General features: G+C 53.5%; 14 protein-coding genes. 2 read left to right on the top strand and 12 right to left on the bottom strand.

The features are described from left to right. Positions 1-59: 59 nt before the first annotated feature. From ACFO3I_RS05175 to ubiG, 6 genes are all read right to left on the bottom strand, one after another. The gene (locus ACFO3I_RS05175; protein ID WP_377332310.1) at positions 60-2,711 is read right to left on the bottom strand and encodes a family 16 glycosylhydrolase; all 2,652 of its coding nucleotides are present in this window, start codon (positions 2,709-2,711) and stop codon (positions 60-62) included. 176 nt (positions 2,712-2,887) lie between these two features. Further along, the gene (gene yfaE, locus ACFO3I_RS05170; protein WP_377332309.1) at positions 2,888-3,142 is read right to left on the bottom strand and encodes a class I ribonucleotide reductase maintenance protein YfaE; all 255 of its coding nucleotides are present in this window, start codon (positions 3,140-3,142) and stop codon (positions 2,888-2,890) included. 1 nt (position 3,143) lies between these two features. Continuing rightward, complete coding sequence (gene nrdB, locus ACFO3I_RS05165) at positions 3,144-4,274, bottom strand: class Ia ribonucleoside-diphosphate reductase subunit beta (protein ID WP_377332308.1); 1,131 nt, start codon at positions 4,272-4,274, stop codon at positions 3,144-3,146. 71 nt (positions 4,275-4,345) lie between these two features. Next, on the bottom strand, positions 4,346-6,631 hold the full coding sequence (nrdA, locus tag ACFO3I_RS05160) for a class 1a ribonucleoside-diphosphate reductase subunit alpha (protein WP_377332306.1): 2,286 nt from the start codon (positions 6,629-6,631) through the stop codon (positions 4,346-4,348). A gap of 354 nt (positions 6,632-6,985) precedes the next feature. Beyond that, positions 6,986-7,651, bottom strand: coding sequence for an HAD family hydrolase (locus tag ACFO3I_RS05155; protein WP_377332305.1), 666 nt, complete (start codon positions 7,649-7,651; stop codon positions 6,986-6,988). Beyond that, positions 7,645-8,355 (bottom strand): bifunctional 2-polyprenyl-6-hydroxyphenol methylase/3-demethylubiquinol 3-O-methyltransferase UbiG, encoded by a 711-nt coding sequence (ubiG, locus tag ACFO3I_RS05150; RefSeq protein ID WP_377332303.1) that lies wholly within the window; start codon positions 8,353-8,355, stop codon positions 7,645-7,647. The genes ACFO3I_RS05155 and ubiG overlap by 7 nt, the downstream gene beginning before the upstream one ends. A gap of 189 nt (positions 8,356-8,544) precedes the next feature. Between ubiG and gyrA the strand changes: the two genes are divergently transcribed. Next, positions 8,545-11,199: a DNA topoisomerase (ATP-hydrolyzing) subunit A gene (gene gyrA / locus ACFO3I_RS05145; RefSeq protein WP_377332301.1), complete on the top strand. Its 2,655-nt coding sequence runs from the start codon at positions 8,545-8,547 to the stop codon at positions 11,197-11,199. 109 nt (positions 11,200-11,308) lie between these two features. Here the strand turns inward: gyrA and ACFO3I_RS05140 are convergent, their stop codons facing one another. The 6 genes from ACFO3I_RS05140 to ACFO3I_RS05115 form a co-directional block, all read right to left on the bottom strand. Continuing rightward, on the bottom strand, positions 11,309-11,983 hold the full coding sequence (locus ACFO3I_RS05140) for a response regulator (RefSeq protein WP_377332299.1): 675 nt from the start codon (positions 11,981-11,983) through the stop codon (positions 11,309-11,311). Further along, a complete protein-coding gene (locus ACFO3I_RS05135) occupies positions 11,980-12,969 on the bottom strand; it encodes a DUF4118 domain-containing protein (RefSeq protein ID WP_377332298.1) in 990 nt (329 codons plus the stop codon). The genes ACFO3I_RS05140 and ACFO3I_RS05135 overlap by 4 nt, the downstream gene beginning before the upstream one ends. Beyond that, positions 12,969-14,456, bottom strand: coding sequence for a TrkH family potassium uptake protein (locus ACFO3I_RS05130; RefSeq protein WP_377332296.1), 1,488 nt, complete (start codon positions 14,454-14,456; stop codon positions 12,969-12,971). The genes ACFO3I_RS05135 and ACFO3I_RS05130 overlap by 1 nt, the downstream gene beginning before the upstream one ends. A gap of 106 nt (positions 14,457-14,562) precedes the next feature. After that, a complete protein-coding gene (locus ACFO3I_RS05125) occupies positions 14,563-15,480 on the bottom strand; it encodes a histone deacetylase family protein (protein ID WP_377332295.1) in 918 nt (305 codons plus the stop codon). After that, a complete protein-coding gene (locus tag ACFO3I_RS05120; protein ID WP_377332294.1) occupies positions 15,477-17,327 on the bottom strand; it encodes a GNAT family N-acetyltransferase in 1,851 nt (616 codons plus the stop codon). The genes ACFO3I_RS05125 and ACFO3I_RS05120 overlap by 4 nt, the downstream gene beginning before the upstream one ends. 42 nt (positions 17,328-17,369) lie before the next feature. Continuing rightward, entirely contained in the window at positions 17,370-18,821 is a 1,452-nt protein-coding gene (locus ACFO3I_RS05115) for an aminotransferase-like domain-containing protein (RefSeq protein ID WP_377332293.1), read from the bottom strand. Positions 18,822-18,944: 123 nt separating this feature from the next. Between ACFO3I_RS05115 and ACFO3I_RS05110 the strand changes: the two genes are divergently transcribed. After that, positions 18,945-19,835, top strand: coding sequence for a DMT family transporter (locus ACFO3I_RS05110; protein WP_377332291.1), 891 nt, complete (start codon positions 18,945-18,947; stop codon positions 19,833-19,835). Positions 19,836-19,852 lie beyond the last annotated feature (17 nt).

Raw genomic sequence — 19,852 nt, 5'->3', positions numbered from 1 at the left:
TTGCTTGTTCGCAGCAAAGACGCGTCGCTTCAGCGCCTCTGTGCGGATGTTATTCATTGTTATTGTTGGCTTATTTTGACGTTGTCGAGGCGATACACGGCACCATTGCCAGCGCCCCAGGCCGGAAAAACCATCAGCACGTCTATCGCACTGACGTCGAGGCCCTTGTCTGCTAAATCCTGTAGCCGGTAGCTGTAAGTCTGCCACTGACCAGGTGTCGGGTTTTTGCCTTCCAGGCTGTCACTGAGTTTGAGCTCAACAGCCGAAGCGGCATCAAATCCTTCAATTTTGAACAGCCACTGGGCCGAGGAATCATTCGGCATTGAGATCACTTTCATATCGAAACTGACCATACCGCCAGAGAGCAGGGCGCTGGCGTCGTAATACACATCGTCATCCGCCAACAGACCCATGACTGTTGGTGCGGCGCCGATGATAAATTGCGCTGTGGCTCCATGGTCAGTGTCGTCTTGCTCGACTGTCGGGGTTGAGCCGCCACAACAATCCCAGATGCTCCATTGCTCGGCGACCTGATCGGCGAATAACGTCAGGCCTGGTTCTGCGTCAGCCGTCGGGTCGTAAATTTGGGCGTTATCGACCCGGTAGACCGCACCTTCGCCTGCACCCCAGGCAGGGAAAATCATCACCACGTCAATGGCACTGATGTCCAGGCCTTTTTCGGCCAGTTTGGCCACGGGAAAGCTGTAGGTTTGCCACTGGCCTGTGACAGGTGCCTGACCTTCGGTACTTTCGCTTAAATTAAAATCCACGGCTTCAGCTGCGTTGTTCGATTCAAGTTTCACTATCCAGGCAGCCCCGGCTGTTGAAGGCGCATTCACCACTTTCATCTCAAAGCGCAGCATGCCGCCGTCCAGTAATGCGGTGGCGTCAAAAGGTTTGTCTGAACCGCCGTTGGCCGAACGGGTGATGAAACCCATCACGGTCGGTGTGGTACCAATGCGAAACTCGGCGGTCATGCCGTGGCTGTTGTCGTCCATTTGTTCGGTTGGATCTGAGCCACCACAGCAATCCCACATTGGCCAATCCGGGTTTTCCTGATCGGTAAACAGCACCAGCTTAGGTTTGGTGGTGGCAGGGCCTGCAATAGTCAGATCGTCGATGCGATAGACTGCACCTTCACCACTGCCCCATGCCGGGAAAATCATCACCACGTCGATGGCAGATAAGTCCAGCCCAGCGGCTGCCAGCTGTTTGAGCGGAAAAGTGTAGCGTTGCCAGACGCCGGTCGCCGGAGCCATGCCTTCGCTGCTGGCGGATAAATCCAGCTCCACAGCACTTGCGGCATTATTGCTTTCTACTTTGAGTTTCCAGGCCGCAGCCTGATTGTTAGGGGCCGACACCATTTGCATCATAAAACTTAAACTGCCGGTTTCCAGTAATGGAGAGGCATCAAAAGGCGAGGGCACACCGGCCGGGTCGGTAATAAATTCTGCTCTGGTGGTAAAGCCATTCACGGTAGGTGCTGCGGCAACACTGAATTCCATCACTTGGCCTTGTTGCGTGTCGGTGACAACGGATGGGGTAGTACCACCACAACAATCCCAGGCCGCCCAGTTTGGATTTGGCGTACCATCAAAAATGGTCAGGTTTCTCGCCACACCATCCGAAGGAGGCACTGGAACCGGGGCTTTGCCTTCAACCAGGCCGTCTTCCGGTTTATCGTACCCCGGCCTGATGGTTTCACAGCCTTTGCCTGTATCCGGATTGGCTGCACATTGGTAAACCCGGACATAATCGACAATAAATTTTTGGCCATTGGTAAAGGCGCTGGCGTCTATGCCTTTGTTGTTGACGTTTTCCGGCCAGTTGCCACCAACCGCCAGGTTCAGGATCAGGAAAAAATCCTGATCAAAAGGCGCGCTGCTCCAGAACGTCTTCAGGGTGCCGTCGGTTTGATCAAAGTACTCAGTGAACCAGCCTTTGTGTTTCAGCCCAACCGCCTGGCCTTTGCTGTTGAAGCGCACCTCGGACTGACGCTGGGTGGCAAACAGATAGTTGTCTACGTACCAGCGCAGCTCACCTTGTTGCCATTCCAGCGCGTAATTGTGAAAGTCATCGGCCGGACTGGCGCCATTGGGCAGCGCATAGTTTTTGCCGGAGCTTTGGTTCGCTGGCCAGGGTTTGCCATAGTGCAGAGTGCCATGCACATTGGCCTCGGCCTGGCCTGTGCTGTCGGTCACCTTCAGGTTGACGGCTTCCATAATGTCAATTTCACCTGAACGTGGCCAATCGCCGTAAACAGAATCGGCAGGCATCATCCAGAAGGCTGGCCAGGAGCCCTGACCGAATGGCAGTTTGGCGCGCATTTCAAAGCGGCCGTATTTGAAATCTGCTTTATTTTTGGTGGTCAGTCGGGCTGAGGTATAAGGTTTTTCCGCCCCGGTTGCTGCAGGTTTAGCAACAATATTTAACATGCCATCGCTGATGAAAGCGTTTTCTTTTTCTGCGGTGTAGCACTGTTTTTCGTTATTGCCGCCGCCGGCACAATTGACCTCGAAGTTCCATTTATTGGCATCAATAGCACTGCCACTAAATTCGTCACTCCAGACTAAAGTCCAGGAAGATACGGGTTCTGTTGGGTCTACTTTGTCAGGTATTGTCTGGGTTTCGGCGCCGCCGCCACACCCAAAGATACCAAGCGACAATAGGCTGATGCAGAACGCATCAACCAAAATGGTCCGTCTATTCATAATTCTTGCCCTGTTGTTATTTCGTTATATGGTCAGTTACCCCGGATGAGTGAAACTGCCTGCGTCATTTGAAAGCGCTTACAGAGCGTATTTGTAGAAATGGAAATGGTCAATAAATCATCAATAAATTTTTTGACTTTTTTGATGGTTCTTAACAAAAAGCTGATAGGCGAGGTTTAAGGTACTTCTATTTCAATATCGGTCACAGGGATGCTGCAGCACGGCAGGAATTCGCCTTTGCGGACGAAAGCGAGAGGTTCATTCAGGTAGCTGACGCTACCGCTGAGCAATTTACAGCGGCAAGCACCACAGTAGCCTTCGCGGCACTGGTAATTGACCTGCTGCTGACCGGCTTCTAATGCGTCGAGCAGGCTGCCTTGCTCCGCGCTGAATACAACACAGAGCTGGCCATTCACCAGTACCTTGGGCATATCAGAGGTCGAAATCGCCGAAGTCGGAGCTGTCGACTTCGTTGTCGATCTGGCCTACCAGATAAGAGCTGATTTCGGATTCCTGCGGTGCCACCTGAACGTTGTCAGACACCAACCAGGCATTGATCCACGGGATAGGGTTTTGGGTGGTCGGAAACACAGGTTTCATACCAATAGCCGCCATCCGGATATTGGTGATGTACTCGACGTACTGGCACAAAATGTCTTTGTTCAAACCGATCATCGAACCGTCTTTAAACAAAAATTCAGCCCACTGTTTTTCCTGCTCGGCGGCGCGGCGGAAAATGGCATAGGCTTGCTCTTCGCATTCTTTGGCCACTTCGGCCATTTCAGGGTCATCTTCACCCCCCGCCATAATATTCAGCATGTGCTGGGTGCCGGTCAGGTGTAATGCTTCGTCGCGGGCAATCAGTTTGATGATTTTGGCGTTGCCTTCCATCAGCTCACGCTCGGCAAAGGCAAAACTACAGGCAAAGCTGACGTAAAAACGAATGGCTTCCAGCACGTTCACTGACATCACACAAAGGTAAAGCTTACGCTTTAACTCGCGCAGGGTGACGCTGTGGGTTTTGCCGTCAATCTGGTGCGTGCCGATACCATGCAGGTGATACACATTGATGGCTTCAATCAGATCGTCGTAGTACTTGGTGACTTCGTCAGCGCGTTCGATAATGCGTTCGTTTTCCAGAATATCATCAAACACCTTGTGAGGTTCATTGGTGATATTGCGCACAATGTGGGTGTAGCTGCGGCTGTGGATGGTTTCACTAAAGGCCCAGGTTTCAATCCAGGTTTCCAGCTCAGGCAAGGAGACGATAGGTAACAGCGCGACGTTTGGTGAACGGCCTTGCACAGAGTCCAGCAGGGTCTGGTATTTCAGGTTGCTGATAAAAATATGTTTTTCATGTTCTGGCAAATGCTGAAAGTCGATCCGGTCTTTACTGACATCCACTTCTTCCGGACGCCAGAAAAAACTCAGCTGCTTTTCGATCAGTTTTTCAAAAATGCCGTACTTTTGCTGGTCGTAACGCGACACATTGACAGGGTTACCAAAAAACATCGGTTCTTTTAACTGGTCGTTATTGGTCCGGTTAAAGGTGGTGTAAGTCATTTACGCGATTCTCTTATTATTCGTGCCACTACTGAAACAACAGCGGGGCCTGTACAGGCCCCGGTTACACATTAGATCTTGCAAGCGCCACCGGCGCAGCCATCGTCTTCCACCGCAGGTTTTAAGTCTTCCTGCACATCGGACGCGCCGTCCCGGGTGTTGTGGTAGTACATGGTTTTCACACCCAGTTTATAAGCGGTCAGCAAATCTTTTAATAACAGCTTCATTGGCACTTTGCCACCGTCAAACTTGCCCGGGTCATAGTTGGTGTTGGCAGAAATGGTCTGATCGATAAACTTCTGCATAATAGCCACCAGGCTCAGGTAACCGTCGTTGCCTGGCATATCCCACAGCAGCTCGTAGCTGTCTTTCAGACGTTCATATTCGGGCACCACTTGCTTCAGAATACCGTCTTTACTGGCTTTGATGCTGATATGACCACGTGGCGGTTCAATACCATTGGTGGCATTTGAGATCTGAGACGAGGTCTCCGACGGCATCAGCGCAGACAGTGTGGAGTTACGCAGGCCATATTGCACCACGTCTTTACGCAGCTGTTCCCAGTCATACTGCAGTGGTTCAGCGCAGACTTTGTCCAGGTCCTTTTTGTAGGTATCGATTGGCAGGATACCTTCGGCGTAGGTGGTTTCATTAAATTTCGGGCAGGCACCAAACTCACGGGCCAGCTTGTTCGACGCTTTCATCAGGTAGTACTGAATGGCTTCAAAGGTACGGTGAGTCAAACCATTGGCCGAACCGTCTGAATACTTCACACCGTTTTTGGCCAGGTAATAGGCGTAGTTAATCACACCAATACCTAAAGTGCGGCGGCCCATGCTGGCGTGGTAAGCGGCCGGAATTGGGTAGTCCTGGTAATCCAGCAGGCTATCCAGCGCACGTACCGCCAGTTCAGCTAATTCTTCCAGCTCATCCAGGTTTGAAATGGCGCCTAAGTTAAAAGCCGACAGGGTACAAAGTGCAATTTCACCATTTGGATCGTTCACATCTTCCAATGGTTTGGTCGGCAGGGCAATTTCCAGGCAGAGGTTACTCTGGCGTACCGGTGCGTATTTTGGATTGAACGGGCTGTGCGTGTTGCAGTGGTCCACGTTCTGCAGGTAAATACGGCCTGTGCTGGCGCGCTCCTGCATAAAGAGCGTGAACAGTTCCAGCGCCTTGATGCGTTTCTTACGGATGCTGCTGTCGTTTTCGTATTGCACATACAGCGCTTCAAATTTTTCCTGATCTTCAAAGAAGGCGTCGTACAGGCCTGGTACATCGGATGGGCTGAACAGGGTGATCATGTCGTCTTTGATCATCCGGGTGTACATCAGGCGGTTAAACTGCACGCCGTAGTCCAGGTGACGCACACGGTTCTCTTCAACGCCACGGTTGTTTTTCAGTACCAGTAAAGATTCGACTTCCAGGTGCCACAGTGGGTAGAACAGGGTGGCTGCACCGCCACGCACGCCGCCTTGCGAACAGCTTTTTACTGCAGTCTGAAAATGCTTGTAAAACGGAATACAACCTGTGTGGAAAGCTTCGCCGTTACGGATTGGGCTGCCTAAGGCACGGATACGACCGGCGTTAATACCAATACCAGCGCGCTGAGACACGTATTTCACAATGGCGCTACTGGTGGCGTTAATCGAATCCAGACTGTCACCACATTCAATCAGTACACAAGAGCTGAATTGACGGGTTGGGGTGCGTACGCCGGACATAATGGGCGTAGGCAGAGAAATCTTAAAGGTGGACACCGCGTCGTAGAAACGGCGGATAAAGTCCAGCCGGGTCGCTTTCGGGTAATTGGCAAACAAACAGGCGGCAACCAGGATATACAGAAACTGGGCGCTTTCGTAAATTTCGCCGGTGACGCGGTTTTGCACCAGGTATTTGCCTTCCAGCTGCTTGACTGCCGCATAGCTGAAATCCATATCCCGCTCATGATGAATAAAACCATCCAGCTGTGCCAGCTCTTCTGGCGTGTAGTCGGCCAGAATGTGTGCGTCGTAGCGTTTGGATTCCACCATTTTGACCACATGGTCATACAGCTTTGGTGGTTCAAACTGGCCATAGGCTTTTTTACGTAAATGGAAAATGGCCAGACGGGCGGCCATGTATTGGTAATCCGGCGTTTCTTTAGAAATCAGGTCAGCAGCCGCTTTAATAATGGTTTCGTGAATGTCCGAGGTTTTAATGCCGTCGTAAAACTGGATATGTGACCTTAACTCAACCTGAGACACTGAGACGTTCGATAAACCTTCTGCCGCCCAGTCGATGACACGATGGATTTTGTCTAGGTCCAGCGCTTCACGCTGACCGTCTCTTTTGGTTACGTATAATGGTTGAGTCATTTCCGCCAAGATTCCTTCTGTATTGTTATCTTTTTTTCTACCGCTTTTTTCTGAAGAAAAGAACGATCAATTCAACCCAATGTGTGTCCTGGGGTGATAGCGCACGGCGGGACACAATATCTAGGGTTTACAGGTGAACGGATCACAAGATAGAGGGGTTGAACCCTGATTGCAAGCCCTTTACGGCGGCGAAAAAAGCAGCATGTTAGTGGTTGCTAACGCCGAAAATGCGTAACCAAAACCCACCTTCAGGATGCAAGGGATCTTAAGAAAAAAACTTCAGAATTTGATCGACGATTTTTTACCTGGCTGAAAAAAAGCCAGTGTCTAGACACTGGCCATTTTGCTGAAAAATCAAACAGATTTGTGAAGGAAATCTGTCAGTTGCAGCAAACTGTCTATTCGGCAATCGGCCTGCCATAACTCCGGTTGGTCGCTGTCTGCCAGATAACCAAAGCCTGCCAATACAGTTCGCATGCCAGCCCGCCGGCCTGCTTCTATATCGCGTTCTGCATCGCCCAGATACCAGCATGCCGCTGGTGCTATGCCCAGCTGATGGGCAGCCACCCAAAGTGGGATCGGATCAGGTTTTCGCACTGGCAGTGAATCGCCGCCAATCAGAATACGGCAGTCGCTCAGTTGCAATGCCCGGCAGATTTGCGCAGCAAAACGGTAGGGTTTGTTGGTGACAATGCCCCAGGGGATCTGCTGCTCACGTAAATACGTCAGTAGTTCAGCACCGCCTGGAAATAACAGGCTGGTGTCGCCGTTGTGCAGTTGGTAGTGATCCAGAAACTGCGTGCGCAGCAACTCATAGGGGTAATCCGGCAGCGAATGACCAAAGCCCAGCTGCAGCAAACCACGCACGCCATGGGAGGCGACCGGCCGGTACTGCTCATAATGAGTGACAGGTTGGCCATGCAGCTGGAGCACATGGTTTAACGCTGCACCAAGATCGCGTGCTGTATCTACTAAGGTGCCATCCAGGTCGAACAGCACCGCCTGGTTCGTCTTTAACATGGCTTGCGCGCCACCACAAAGTAGTTCACATCCAGGCCAGGACCGGTTTTAAAGCTTTGGTTGATTGGGTTGTAATGCAAGCCGGTCGCATCGACCAGTTCCAGCCCGGCGTTTTCGATGGCGCGCATTAAATCAGACGGGCGGATAAATTTGTTAAATTCATGCGTGCCCTGTGGCACCAGCTTTAACAGCCGCTCCGCTGCCACTATGGCCAGCGCATAGGCTTTCCAGGTTTTATTTAAGGTGGAAAACACCAGGGTGGCGCCTGGCTTGGCCAGCGCGGCACAAGCACGGATCACCGATTCTGGGTCTGGTACGTGTTCCAGCATTTCCATGCAGGTGACCAAATCAAAAGACGCCGGCTGCGCTTCGGCAAAAGCTTCGGCGGTACTTTGCTGATAACTGATGGTAATCTGAGCTTCCAGTGCATGCAGGCGGGCCACAGTTAAAGCTTCATCCGCCATATCAATACCTGTGACCTCAGCACCGGCCCGCGCCATCGACTCGGCCAGAATGCCGCCGCCACAGCCGACATCAATGGTTTTCTTACCAAATAAGCCTTGCACCTGATCAGAGATATAACTCAGGCGGGTGGGGTTTAGTTGATGCAGTGGTTTGAACTCACCCTGAGGGTCCCACCAACGGGAAGCGATGTCATTGAATTTGGCAATTTCGGTGGAGTCGACGTTAGATGCAGAAGTCATAACCAGTCCTGAAAAAAGTTTTCGGCATTATAAAGCCTGTAGCTGTTTGAGCAATCGTCAGTCGCGCTGTACAAAAGCGGTTCGCCATGGCAAGGTGCTCGTTCTGGTGGTAGAATCCGCCTTTGTCCTGCGACCTATGACAGTAAAAAACGCAGGTTATCTTATTGATTTAAGGGAAAAAAGCTGTTTATGACTAACTTGGCCAAAGAAATTGTTCCCATTAATATTGAAGAGGAATTAAAGAATTCTTACCTCGACTACGCGATGAGCGTAATCGTAGGGCGGGCCTTGCCTGATGTGCGTGATGGCTTAAAGCCGGTGCACCGTCGCGTGTTGTTCGCGATGAAGGAGCTGGGTAACGACTGGAACAAAGCCTATAAAAAATCGGCCCGTGTGGTTGGTGACGTCATAGGTAAATACCACCCGCATGGCGACAGCGCCGTGTATGACACCATAGTCCGGATGGCTCAGCCGTTTTCACTGCGGTATATGCTGGTGGATGGTCAGGGTAACTTCGGTTCGGTGGACGGTGACTCCGCAGCAGCCATGCGTTATACCGAAGTGCGGATGGCCAAGATCACCCAGGAATTGCTGGCTGATTTGGATAAAGAAACCGTTGATTTCGTACCGAACTACGACGGCACCGAACAAATTCCTGCGGTACTGCCGACCAAGATCCCGAACTTACTGATCAACGGTTCCAGCGGTATTGCCGTCGGTATGGCGACCAATATTCCGCCACACAACATTACGGAAGTCATCAATGCCTGTCTGGCGATTATCGCCAACCCGGACATCACCATTCCCGAGCTGATGGAACACATTCCGGGGCCGGATTTCCCGACCGCCGCTATTATCAATGGCCGCCGTGGTATTGAAGAAGCCTACCGGACTGGTCGTGGCAAGGTGTATATCCGTGCCAAAACTCACGTTGAAACCGATGACAAAACCGGCCGTGAGTCTATTATCGTCACCGAAATTCCGTACCAGGTAAACAAAGCCCGTCTGATTGAAAAAATCGCCGAGCTGGTGAAAGAAAAACGCATTGAAGGTATCAGTGCACTGCGGGACGAGTCGGACAAAGACGGTATGCGTATCGTCATTGAAGTCAAACGTGGCGAATCCAGCGATGTACTGCTGAACCATTTGTATACCAATACCCAAATGCAAACCGTGTTTGGTATCAATATGGTGGCGCTGGACCAGGGCCAGCCGAAGCTGCTGGGCTTAAAAGAAATTCTGGAATGTTTCGTACTGCACCGCCGTGAAGTGGTGACACGTCGCACAGTGTACGACCTGCGTAAAGCCCGTGACCGTGCCCATATCCTGGAAGGTCTGGCGATTGCGCTGTCGAATATCGACGAGATTATTGAGCTGATCAAAACTTCAGCCAGTCCGGCTGACGCCAAAGCAGGCTTAGTCGCCCGCGGTTGGGTGCTGGGCAATGTGCAGGAAATGCTGGAACGTGCCGGTGAGAGCGCGGCCCGCCCAGAGTGGCTGGAAGAGCACTTTGGTATTCGTGATGGCTATTACTACCTGACCGAACAGCAGGCCCAGGCCATTCTGGATTTACGTCTACACAAACTGACCGGTCTTGAGCACGAAAAAATCCTCGACGAGTACAAAGAGCTGCTGGCCTTGATTGCAGAGTTACTGCATATCCTGTCAAGCGCTGAGCGTCTGATGGAAGTGATCTGCGAAGAGCTGGAAGCGGCGAAAGCTCAATACGGCGATGCCCGCCGCACTGATATTCAGGCCGATGCGCTGGATATCAATATGGAAGACTTGATTGCCGAAGAAGACGTGGTGGTGACCTTGTCTCACTTGGGTTATGCCAAGTACCAGGCGTTGTCTGACTATGAAGCGCAGCGCCGTGGTGGCCGTGGTAAAGCCGCGACGACAGTGAAAGACGAAGATTTCGTTGATCAGCTGCTGATTGCGTCCACTCATGACACCATTCTGTGTTTCTCTGACCGTGGCCGTCTGTACTGGCTGAAGGTGTACCAGCTGCCGCTGGCATCGCGTCAGGCCCGTGGTAAGCCTATTGTGAACCTGCTGCCGCTGGAAGAAAACGAGCGTATTACCGCTATTCTGCCAGTTCGTGAATACGAAGAAGGCAAGTATGTGTTTATGGCAACCGCCAACGGTACCGTGAAGAAAACCGCCCTGACTGAATACTCGCGTCCACGTTCAAACGGCATTATTGCGGTGAACCTGAACGAAGGCGACCAGCTGATTGGTGTGGATATCACCGACGGCAACAGCCAGATCATGCTGTTCTCGGACGACGGTAAAGTGGTGCGTTTCCACGAAGAACAAGTGCGTGGTATGGGCCGCACCGCCACAGGTGTGCGTGGTATCCGTCTGCGCGAAGGTGGTTCAGTGGTCTCCCTGATTGTGCCTAAAGCCGAAGGTGCCATTCTGACCGTTACCGAAAACGGTTATGGTAAACGCACGCCGCTGGACCAGTACCCGCAGAAGAGCCGCGCCACCCAAGGTGTGGTGTCGATCAAAGTCTCTGAGCGGAACGGCGCCGTCGTTGGCGCTGTGCAGGTGAGTGCGCTGGATGAAATCATGCTGATTTCAGACAAAGGCACGCTGGTACGTACCAGGGTGAAAGAAGTGTCTCTGGTTGGCCGTAACACCGCTGGTGTTATCTTGATCCGTACCATCGAAGGTGAAAAAGTCGTGGGCGTACAGCGCATTGACGAAATTCAGGATCAGGAAGAGCTGGAAGCCGCGGAAGCCGAAGCGCGCGCAGAAGCTGCAGCGCTGGTGGTCGATGCCGATGATGCGGCTGATGCGGAGTCAGACGCAGATGACGTGCCAGCTGACGACGAGTAATATCGACTCAGCCCGATAAAAGAGCCGGAGTTTTACTCCGGTTTTTTATTTTCTGCGGTGTGTGTTTGGATGATCTGAGTTTTCTGTGGCTTGCAGCAGAGCGCGTGAGCTAGTCAATACAAAGCCGGTAACCGACACCGGCTTCGGTTCGCAGGAAACGTGGTGTGGCCGGTTGCTGTTCCAGTTTTTGCCGCAGCTGCGCCATATGCACCCGCACATACTCGGGCCTGTCCTGATAGGTTTCCCCCCAGACATGTTTCAGGATCTGGTTATGGGTCAGCGCCTGATTGGCATGACGGCACAGCATCAGCAGCAGCTCGTATTCGGTTTTGGTCAGATGCACGGCCGTACCGGCTCTGCTGACCTGATGCTGCACCGGGTCCAGTACTATGTCTCCAAACTGAAACTGCTGACTCTGGCCCCTCGGCACCCGCAGCGAAGCGCGAATACGCGCCAGTAACTCGGCGGAACTAAAGGGTTTGGTCACGTAGTCATTGGCACCTAAATCCAGCGCTTTGACTTTATCCTGCTCTTTGCCTCGCGCGGAAATGACGATGACCGGCAGATCAGACCAACTGCGCAATTGCTGCAATACCGCAATGCCATCCATGTCGGCCAGCCCTAAGTCCAGCAGCAATAAATCGCAGTGATGCTGGCCCAGCCACTGCAAACCCTTCTGGCCATAGGCCTGCACTTCGACCTGATAACCCTGGCTTTCCAGCAGCGTCTGTAAAAAACTTTGTAAGGCGCTGTCATCTTCCAGCAGCAGGATTTGTGTGTTCATCGTGGCCACTCCAGCTGAGCTACAGCCTGCTCACCGTCCAGCTGAAACTCAAACTGCCCTTTGTGCAGGCGTGCAATACTCTGACAAATGGCCAGCCCCAAGTTATAGCCGCTATCGGCTTGCTGCGTTCTGACGGCGACGGCATTGCTAAGCGTCAGCTGATAACTTTGGTTCAGCAACTGGAACTGCAATACAAAGGGCGTTTGTCCGTACTTCCAGGCGTTTTCCAGCAAATTCGCCAGCAAGATCTCCAAAAGCTCCATATCCCCCGTCAGCTCCAGCACACCAGAGAGCTGCAGCTGAGCCGCTAGCGCGGTTAAGTCCTCGCCGCGGCGGGCCAGGGCTGCCGCCACTAAATCGTCCGAGCTGAAACTGCTTACCGAAAGCGAGCCGGTCAGCTGGGTTTTCGACAGCTCTAATACTTTCTCGAAGTGTTGGCTGAGTAAGAGACTTTGCTGATAAATATTTTGCGCCTGCTGCTGACGCTGCTGTGGGCTTAATGGCAGTTCATCGTCAGCCAGCATACTGGAGGCGCCCATAATGGTGGCGAGCGGGGTGCGTAAATCGTGCGACAAGGATCGCAGCAGCATAGCCTTTTGCTGCTCCAAACGTGCCTGCACTGAGGCTTTTTGTGCCTGCCGGCGCAGATGTCGCACCCGTTGTCGCCGGGCTTTGGCCTGATCGGCCCAATAGCTCACCATCACACCAAAAAATGCCATCACAAAAAAACTGATGACAAAACTGGCGTCATGCACCGCCAGCGTGTAATAGGGCGGCACAAAACACCAGTTCACCACCAGTACCGCCATCAGGGTGCTGAGCAGCGCCGGTTTGTAGCCGCTGCGCTGCGCCAGATACACCAGCCACAGCAGCTGCAACATGGCGACGTCGGTCGGGCTGATGGACGAACGAAACGGCATTAGCACCGCGCCAATCAGCACAGGGCAGCAGAGCGCAAGCGTCCAGATCCAGAAAGCAAAACGCATCAGTACCGCCAGTACGCAGGGGTAAACAGAATAAGCAGGGTCATAATTTCCAGTCGTCCTAATAACATGCCAAGACTTAACCACCATTTGGCTGCATCCGGCAGGCTGGAGAAGTTACCGGCCGGGCCAATGATGTTGCCTAGCCCTGGGCCGACATTGGCCACCGCCGTGGCAGCGCCTGTGACTGCGGTCACCAGGTCCAGCTCCGAAAAGGCCAGCATCATCGCAATAAAGCCTATAGTGGCGAAATAAACAAAACAAAACGACAACACATTGCCCAGTAACTGATCGTCGATGCGACGGCCTCCATAGGTCGGGTGCCAGACGGCTTTGGGGTGCACCAGCAGTTTCAGCTGTTTAAACAGCAGCAGCGCACAGAGCTGAATACGGAAAATTTTCAGGCCCCCCGAGGTAGAGCCAGAGCAGGCACCGGCAAAGGTCAGGTAAAAAAACAGCATGATGGCCATATTGCCCCACAGCGTGTAGTCCTCCGACGCATAGCCACAGGTCGTGATCACTGACACCACGTTAAATACACTGTGGGTAGCGGCTTCAAACCAGCCGCGCTGGTTATGCCAGACCTGGTAACAGGTCAGGACCAAAGCGCAGCTGAACACCAGCAGCAAAAACACCCGCACCTGAGGGTCACGCCAAATGGCATGACGGTCACCTTTAAACCAGCTGACAAAGAGCACAAAGGGCAGTGCCGCCAGCAGCATAAACAGACTGCTAAGCCAAAGCACCAGAGGTTTGTCTTTGTAGACCCCAAAGGAGGCATCGTAATTGGCGAAACCGCCGGTGGCGACTGTGGTCATGGCGTGGGTCAGTGCATCAAAGCCCGCCATGCCCGCCAGGTAATAGCTGCTGCCGGTCAGCACCGTCAAAAACAGGTAGACCAGGCCGATGGCGGCGGACAAGGAGGAGCTGCGTGGCAGTATTTTATCTGAGGTGTCGGAGTTTTCGGTTTTAAACAGCCGCATACCGCCAATTTTTAACGCCGGTAAAATGGCAATGGCCATCACGATAATCCCAATGCCACCCATCCAGTTCAGCACTGCCCGCCAGAACAAAACGGCTTTGGGCATAGTATCCAGGCCGGAAAACACGGTAGAGCCGGTGGTTGTGACGGCAGAGACTGTTTCAAATACTGCATCGGTCAGAGTGCAGCCTGGCACCAGCAGGTAAAGTGGCAAAGCCGAAAACAGACAAAGTGACAGCCAGCTTAAGGTGGTCAATAGAAACAGCTGGCGGTTTTTAATTTGGTGGGCGTTACGCCCTTTGTATTTAAGCAGGTAGCCACAACACAAGGTAAAAAAAGCGCAGCCCAGGAAGACCCAAAACACAGGTTCGCGGAAAATCACGGCGACGGCAGTGGCCGCCAGCTGCACGCAGGACAAGATCAGCAGCAAATGCCCAAGCACTTTACAAATCATCTGATAGCCTGTGCCCTTGAGCGGGGATGCAAGCGTCAACGAGGGGACAGACATAAAAGCTCTAAATGGCCCAACAGAAAATTGAATGCTGAGAATAGCTTATAAAATCTGACCGACCTTTGCTGTAAAGATTGTATAAAGATTGGAGCCCGCTTTGCGATTAAAGCTGGCCCTTTAAATACTGCACCACAGAGCGGGCCAGCGGGCTGTGCTCATAACCGCCTTCGAGCATCGACAGCACCCGGCCCTGACTGTACTGGGCCGCTAACTGCGCCAGCTGCTGACCGAGCCAGAAGTAATCCAGATCGGTCAGTTTCATCTGGCCCATTTCATCGTCCATATGAGCGTCAAAGCCAGCGGAGACCAGCACCAGTTCAGGTTGAAACTGCTGCATCAGCGGTAACCATTCGTCCAGCCAGCGCTGGCGGTACTGGGCGCCCGTGGTACCGGCGTCCAGTGGCATTTTCACCACAGAGGCGCTGGTGCTGACCGGGTCTGTGTAGGGGTAATAGGGGTGCTGAAAGGATGAAAAAAACCGCACTCTGGGCTCATGCTGGAAGATATCTTCAGTACCGTTGCCATGGTGCACATCAAAATCAACAATCAGAATACGCTGGATGCCATAGTGCTGCAGCGCATAAGCCGCCGCTATCGCGATGTTATTAAACAAGCAAAAGCCTTTGGCGGCAGCGCGCTCGGCGTGGTGGCCCGGCGGGCGTACCAGGCAAAAGGCTTTGCGCTCGACCCCTTGCATCAGGTAGTCAATGGCGCTGATCCCACAACCGGCCGAATAGAGCGCGGCCCGCAGCATTTTTGCGTTCAACTGAGTGTCGTCATCCAGCCAGATATGGCCTTGTGATGGCACCCGTTCAAATAAGGAGTTGACATAGGCGGGGTCATGCGCCAATGCCAGCTCATCGCGGCTGGCTTCTTGGCTATCCCGTTGTTCCACCACATAGGCCAGGCCGGAACTGAGCAGCTGGTCCTGCACTGCGTGCAAGCGTGATGCAGATTCGGGGTGGTCATGGCCGACGTCGTACTGCAGGCAGCGGCCATGACTGAAGATACAAATACTCATTGGGGTTGTTTCTCAACAGGCTGTAGCAGCAGCTCAAGGAAAACTTCGTCCGGATCGCCACTGCGCAGGCGTTTAAATCCGGCTTTTTCAAAGACTTTTTGCATAGGTTTATTGTCGGCCCGTACATAGGCCAGCATACGGTGAAGCTGGCGCACCCGGGCAATCTCAATCATTTCCAGCAACAAGCGTTTGGCCATACCTTTGCCCTGGTGCTTTTCCCGGGTGACAAAGGCCACCTCACAGCTTTGATCGGCGTCATTCAGGTAATAACGGCCAACGGCCTGAATTTCCAGGATGGAGCCTTTTTGTTTAACGATACAAAGCGCAAGGTCACGCGACTGATCGACACTGACCAGGGTACAGGATTTCTCCCGGCTCATTTGTTTAGGGTGGTGGTTATAGCGCAGTAGCAGGGTTTCTTTGGTATGCGAATAGAAAAACTCCTGCAAACGGCGTTCATCGGCTGGGTTAAGCGGCCGTAAATCAAATTCTTCGCCGGCTATTTTTAAGGTTTTCACCCCAAGATTACCCAGCTCAGGCACGTCTTTCGGATAATCTTTCTGATAATGCGGCACCCAATAATGCTGGCGTACCTGCTCCAACAGCGCTTTGCGAAATTTCGGGTGTGCCACCCGAATAAGCTCCAGCGCACGTTCGCGAATGCTCTTACCGCGCAGTGACGCCACACCAAACTCAGTGACCACATAATGCACATGGCCGCGGGAGGTGACGACACCTGCGCCTTCGCTGATCTGCGGCACAATACGCGACACCGAGCCGTCTTTGGCGGTGGAGGGCAGTGCAATAATAGGTTTGCCGCCTTTGCTCATCGAGGCGCCGCGGCTGAAATCCACCTGACCACCAATACCGCTGTAAAACTTATGGCCAATGGAGTCAGACACCACCTGGCCGGTCAGGTCGACTTCAATGGCGCTGTTAATGGCCACCATCTGGTCGTTACGGGCAATGTTGGTGGGCGAATTGACGTATTCGCTGGGGTAAAACTCGACGTGCTGGTTGTTGTGCACAAAGTCGTATATCGCCTGGCTACCCATGCAGAAGCTGGTAACAGTTTTGCCCGGATGGAAGCTTTTTTTGCTGTTGTTAATCACGCCTTTGCGCACCAGCTCCATCACGCCGTCAGAAATCACTTCGCTGTGAATGCCGAGGTCTTTATGGTTGCCCAGGTAGCGCAGCACCGCTTCCGGAATTTTACCAATGCCCAGCTGTAAAGTGGCGCCATCTTCGACCAGCATCGACACGTACTGGCCGATCCGCTCTGTGACAGCGTCCAGTTTAGGTGCGTCCAGTTGCGGCAGCGCCTGTTTGGCTTCGATAAAAGCATGAATTTGGCTTTGATGGATAAAGGTGTAACCACTGGTACGGGGCATCAGCGGGTTAATTTGCGCTATGACCTTTTTCGCCGAGCGCACCGCGGCTGACACCACGTCGACCGATACCCCTAATGAACAATAGCCCAGCTCATCTGGCGGGCTGACCATCACCAGCGCGGCATCAAGGGGTAACACTTCCTGTTTAAATAACGACGGAATTTCGGACATAAAGCAGGGCGTGTAGTCAGCCCGGCCCTCTGCCACGGCCTGGCGTACTTGATCCCCACCAATAAAGAGCGCGTTGACCTTAAACAAATCATTCAGACCGGGTTCGACCCAGGGGTTGTCGCCCAGCACCATCATCTGCACCAGTTCAATATCGTGCAAATTTTTGGCGTGTGCCATCAGATCGGCCAGCAGCGCTTGCGGCGCTGCCGCATGGGAGCCAATAAAGATCCGGTTGCCTGATTGTAATAAATCCTGCCAGGGCAGGGAGTTGGTCTTTTTTGCCATATATCCTCACACTACGGAGTCGCCGCAGTTTTGTCTGTGCGACTATAGTCGGTTTTCGTGCGCGTTCTGCTGATCCAGCGCAAGGCGCCGCAATTCCTTGCCCAGTAAGGCCCAAAACTCACTGTTCAGGCACTGAGTTACATTCAGCCGGGTAAACTGGTCGGCGTCAGGCTGGCTACTGAACTGCCGTCCAGGCGCCAGTATCACCTGATGCATCGCCAGCCGTTCGGCCAGCAAGGCGCTGCTGATACCTGTGGGCAGCCGCACCCAAATTAAAAAACCACCATCGGGTTGCAGCGGCAGGCTGCAGCCAAGCGCCAGCAGTTCGTGTTGGACTTTAGCGCGGGCTTCTGACAAGCGCCGCCTCAGCTGCTCCAGATGACGCTTGTAACCGCCGCCTGTCAATGCCAGATACATCAGGCGCTCGATACCGGCCGAGGTTGACATGCCGGTGATCAGTTTTAAGTCCGTCAGGCTGGCGATCAGCGACGGTGCTGCTGCTATAAAGCCCACCCGTAAATCAGCCGACAGGGTTTTCGACAAACTGCCAAGGTACACACTGTCCACCAGGCCAGTCAGGCTGGCGTAACGTGGTCCGGGCGTGCTTTCAAAATCGGCGTAAATATCATCTTCAATCAGCAGCACCTGATGCTGTTTCAACAGTTGCAGCACCTGATAGGCTCTGTGGCTTTTTACACTGGCGCCGCTGGGGTTCGACAACATTGAATTGGTTAAATAAAGCCTGGGCCTGAATTGCTGCAGCTGCTGCTCCAGTACAGAAAGGTCCGGCCCATCCTGCGTACGGGGCACTGGCAATACCACCGCCTGATGCAGCTTCAGTAGCGCAAAAAAGTTGTAAAAGCCGGGGTCGTCCACCAGCACCGCATCGCCTGGTCGCAGTAGTTGGCGTAACAATAAATCCAGCGCATGCGAGGCGCTGTGGGTCAATAGCAGCTGGGCAGGGCTCAGTTCCATACCAAAGGCTTTTAGCCGGTCAGTGAGTTGCTGGCGCAGCGGGAAATAGCCCTGAGCCGGGCCGTAGTCGGTCAGCGTCTGACCTTGCCGGGCGAGCTCCCGCAGGCCCTGGCGGATCAAGGTATCCGGCAGCCAGTCCGGGCCCAGCCAGCCGGCCGACACTTTCAGCCAGTCGGACTCACGCTGCAGGGTCTGGCGCATCAGCAGCACGTCTGAGGCATGTTCACTCTGCTGGTGTTCGGCTTCCAGTTGCAGCGAGATCAGGCGCGGCGCCCGCACATAGACGCCGCGGCCGACCTGGGCCTGCACCAGTCCGGCCGCTCCCAGCCGGTCGTACAGATCAGACACAGTAAATTTACTGACACCGAGTTCAGTCGCCAGGCTGCGAATAGAAGGCAAGCGTTCACCGGCGGCCCAGCGTCCGGTTTCTATCGCGGTTTTGGCCTGCACAAACAACTGCTCGACAAAGCTTTGACGGGCGCTTTTGTCCAGTTGCCATTGCAATAAGGTAATTGTCATGGGTTTACCACCTGTACAGTTTGACTGCATCTTTGCATAACTGTCCTGATTGTCATGGCAAAAGATTCACTATAGTGCCAGAAGAAAGCGAAAGTCCAGTCCGCCAGGCGCAAGGAGAGAGTGATGAGTGTGCAAGCCCAACCCCAGGTTGTGTCCAGAGAAAAAATGAAAGGCTGGTGTTATGGTCTGGCCGGTATGCTGATGTTTTCCGGGGGAATTCCAGCCACCAGGGCGGCCGTGCTGAGCCTGGACCCGGTCTTTGTGGGCGCGGCCAGGGCACTGATAGCGGCCGCTCTGGCGCTGGCCCTGTTGTGGCTGACCCGTCAGCCCATTCCAAACCGGGTGCAATGGAAAGGGCTGACCGGGGTGTTGGCTGGTGCTGTGATGGGCTATCCATTGCTATCAGCACTGGCATTGCAACAAATGGGCGCCAACCATGGCACTTTGGTCAGCAGTGTGATGCCATTATTTACCGCAGTATTCGGTGCCTGGCTGACGCGGCGCTGGCCACGTCTGGGCTTTTGGTGTTGTGCGCTGACCGGGACTGCGCTGGTGACTGGTTACGCCCTGTACAGTGGCGATGGCCGTTTACATCTGGCCGACTTGTATTTGCTGCTGGCCTGCCTGCTTTGCGGTTACAGCTATGCGCAAGGCGCTGTACTTGCCAAAGAACTTGGCAGCTGGCAGGTGATCTGCTGGGCACTGGTGATGGGCATACCGCTGCTGTTGCCTCTGGTCTGGTGGTATTTTCCGCAGGAGTTGAGCGCCGTCAGCCGCAGCGGCTGGCTGGGGCTGGCGTATTTGTCCATTTTCAGTATGTTTCTTGGTTTTTTTGCCTGGTACAAAGGTCTGGCCATGGGGGGCATTGCCGAGGTCAGTCAACTGCAGCTGTTAACGCCTTTTGTGGCGCTGTTTTTAGCGGCAGTAGCACTGCATGAAACTGTGTCTGCTGCGCAACTGATGCTGGCTGGTGCTGTGGTGGGCTGTATCGCGCTTGGCCGGCGTTTCGCCTGACAGCTGGCCCGTTTCAG

This window comes from Rheinheimera marina, from assembly GCF_042654345.1.
Taxonomy (GTDB): Bacteria; Pseudomonadota; Gammaproteobacteria; order Enterobacterales; family Alteromonadaceae; genus Pararheinheimera; species Pararheinheimera marina.
This window is presented reverse-complemented; position numbering and strand designations above follow the sequence as displayed.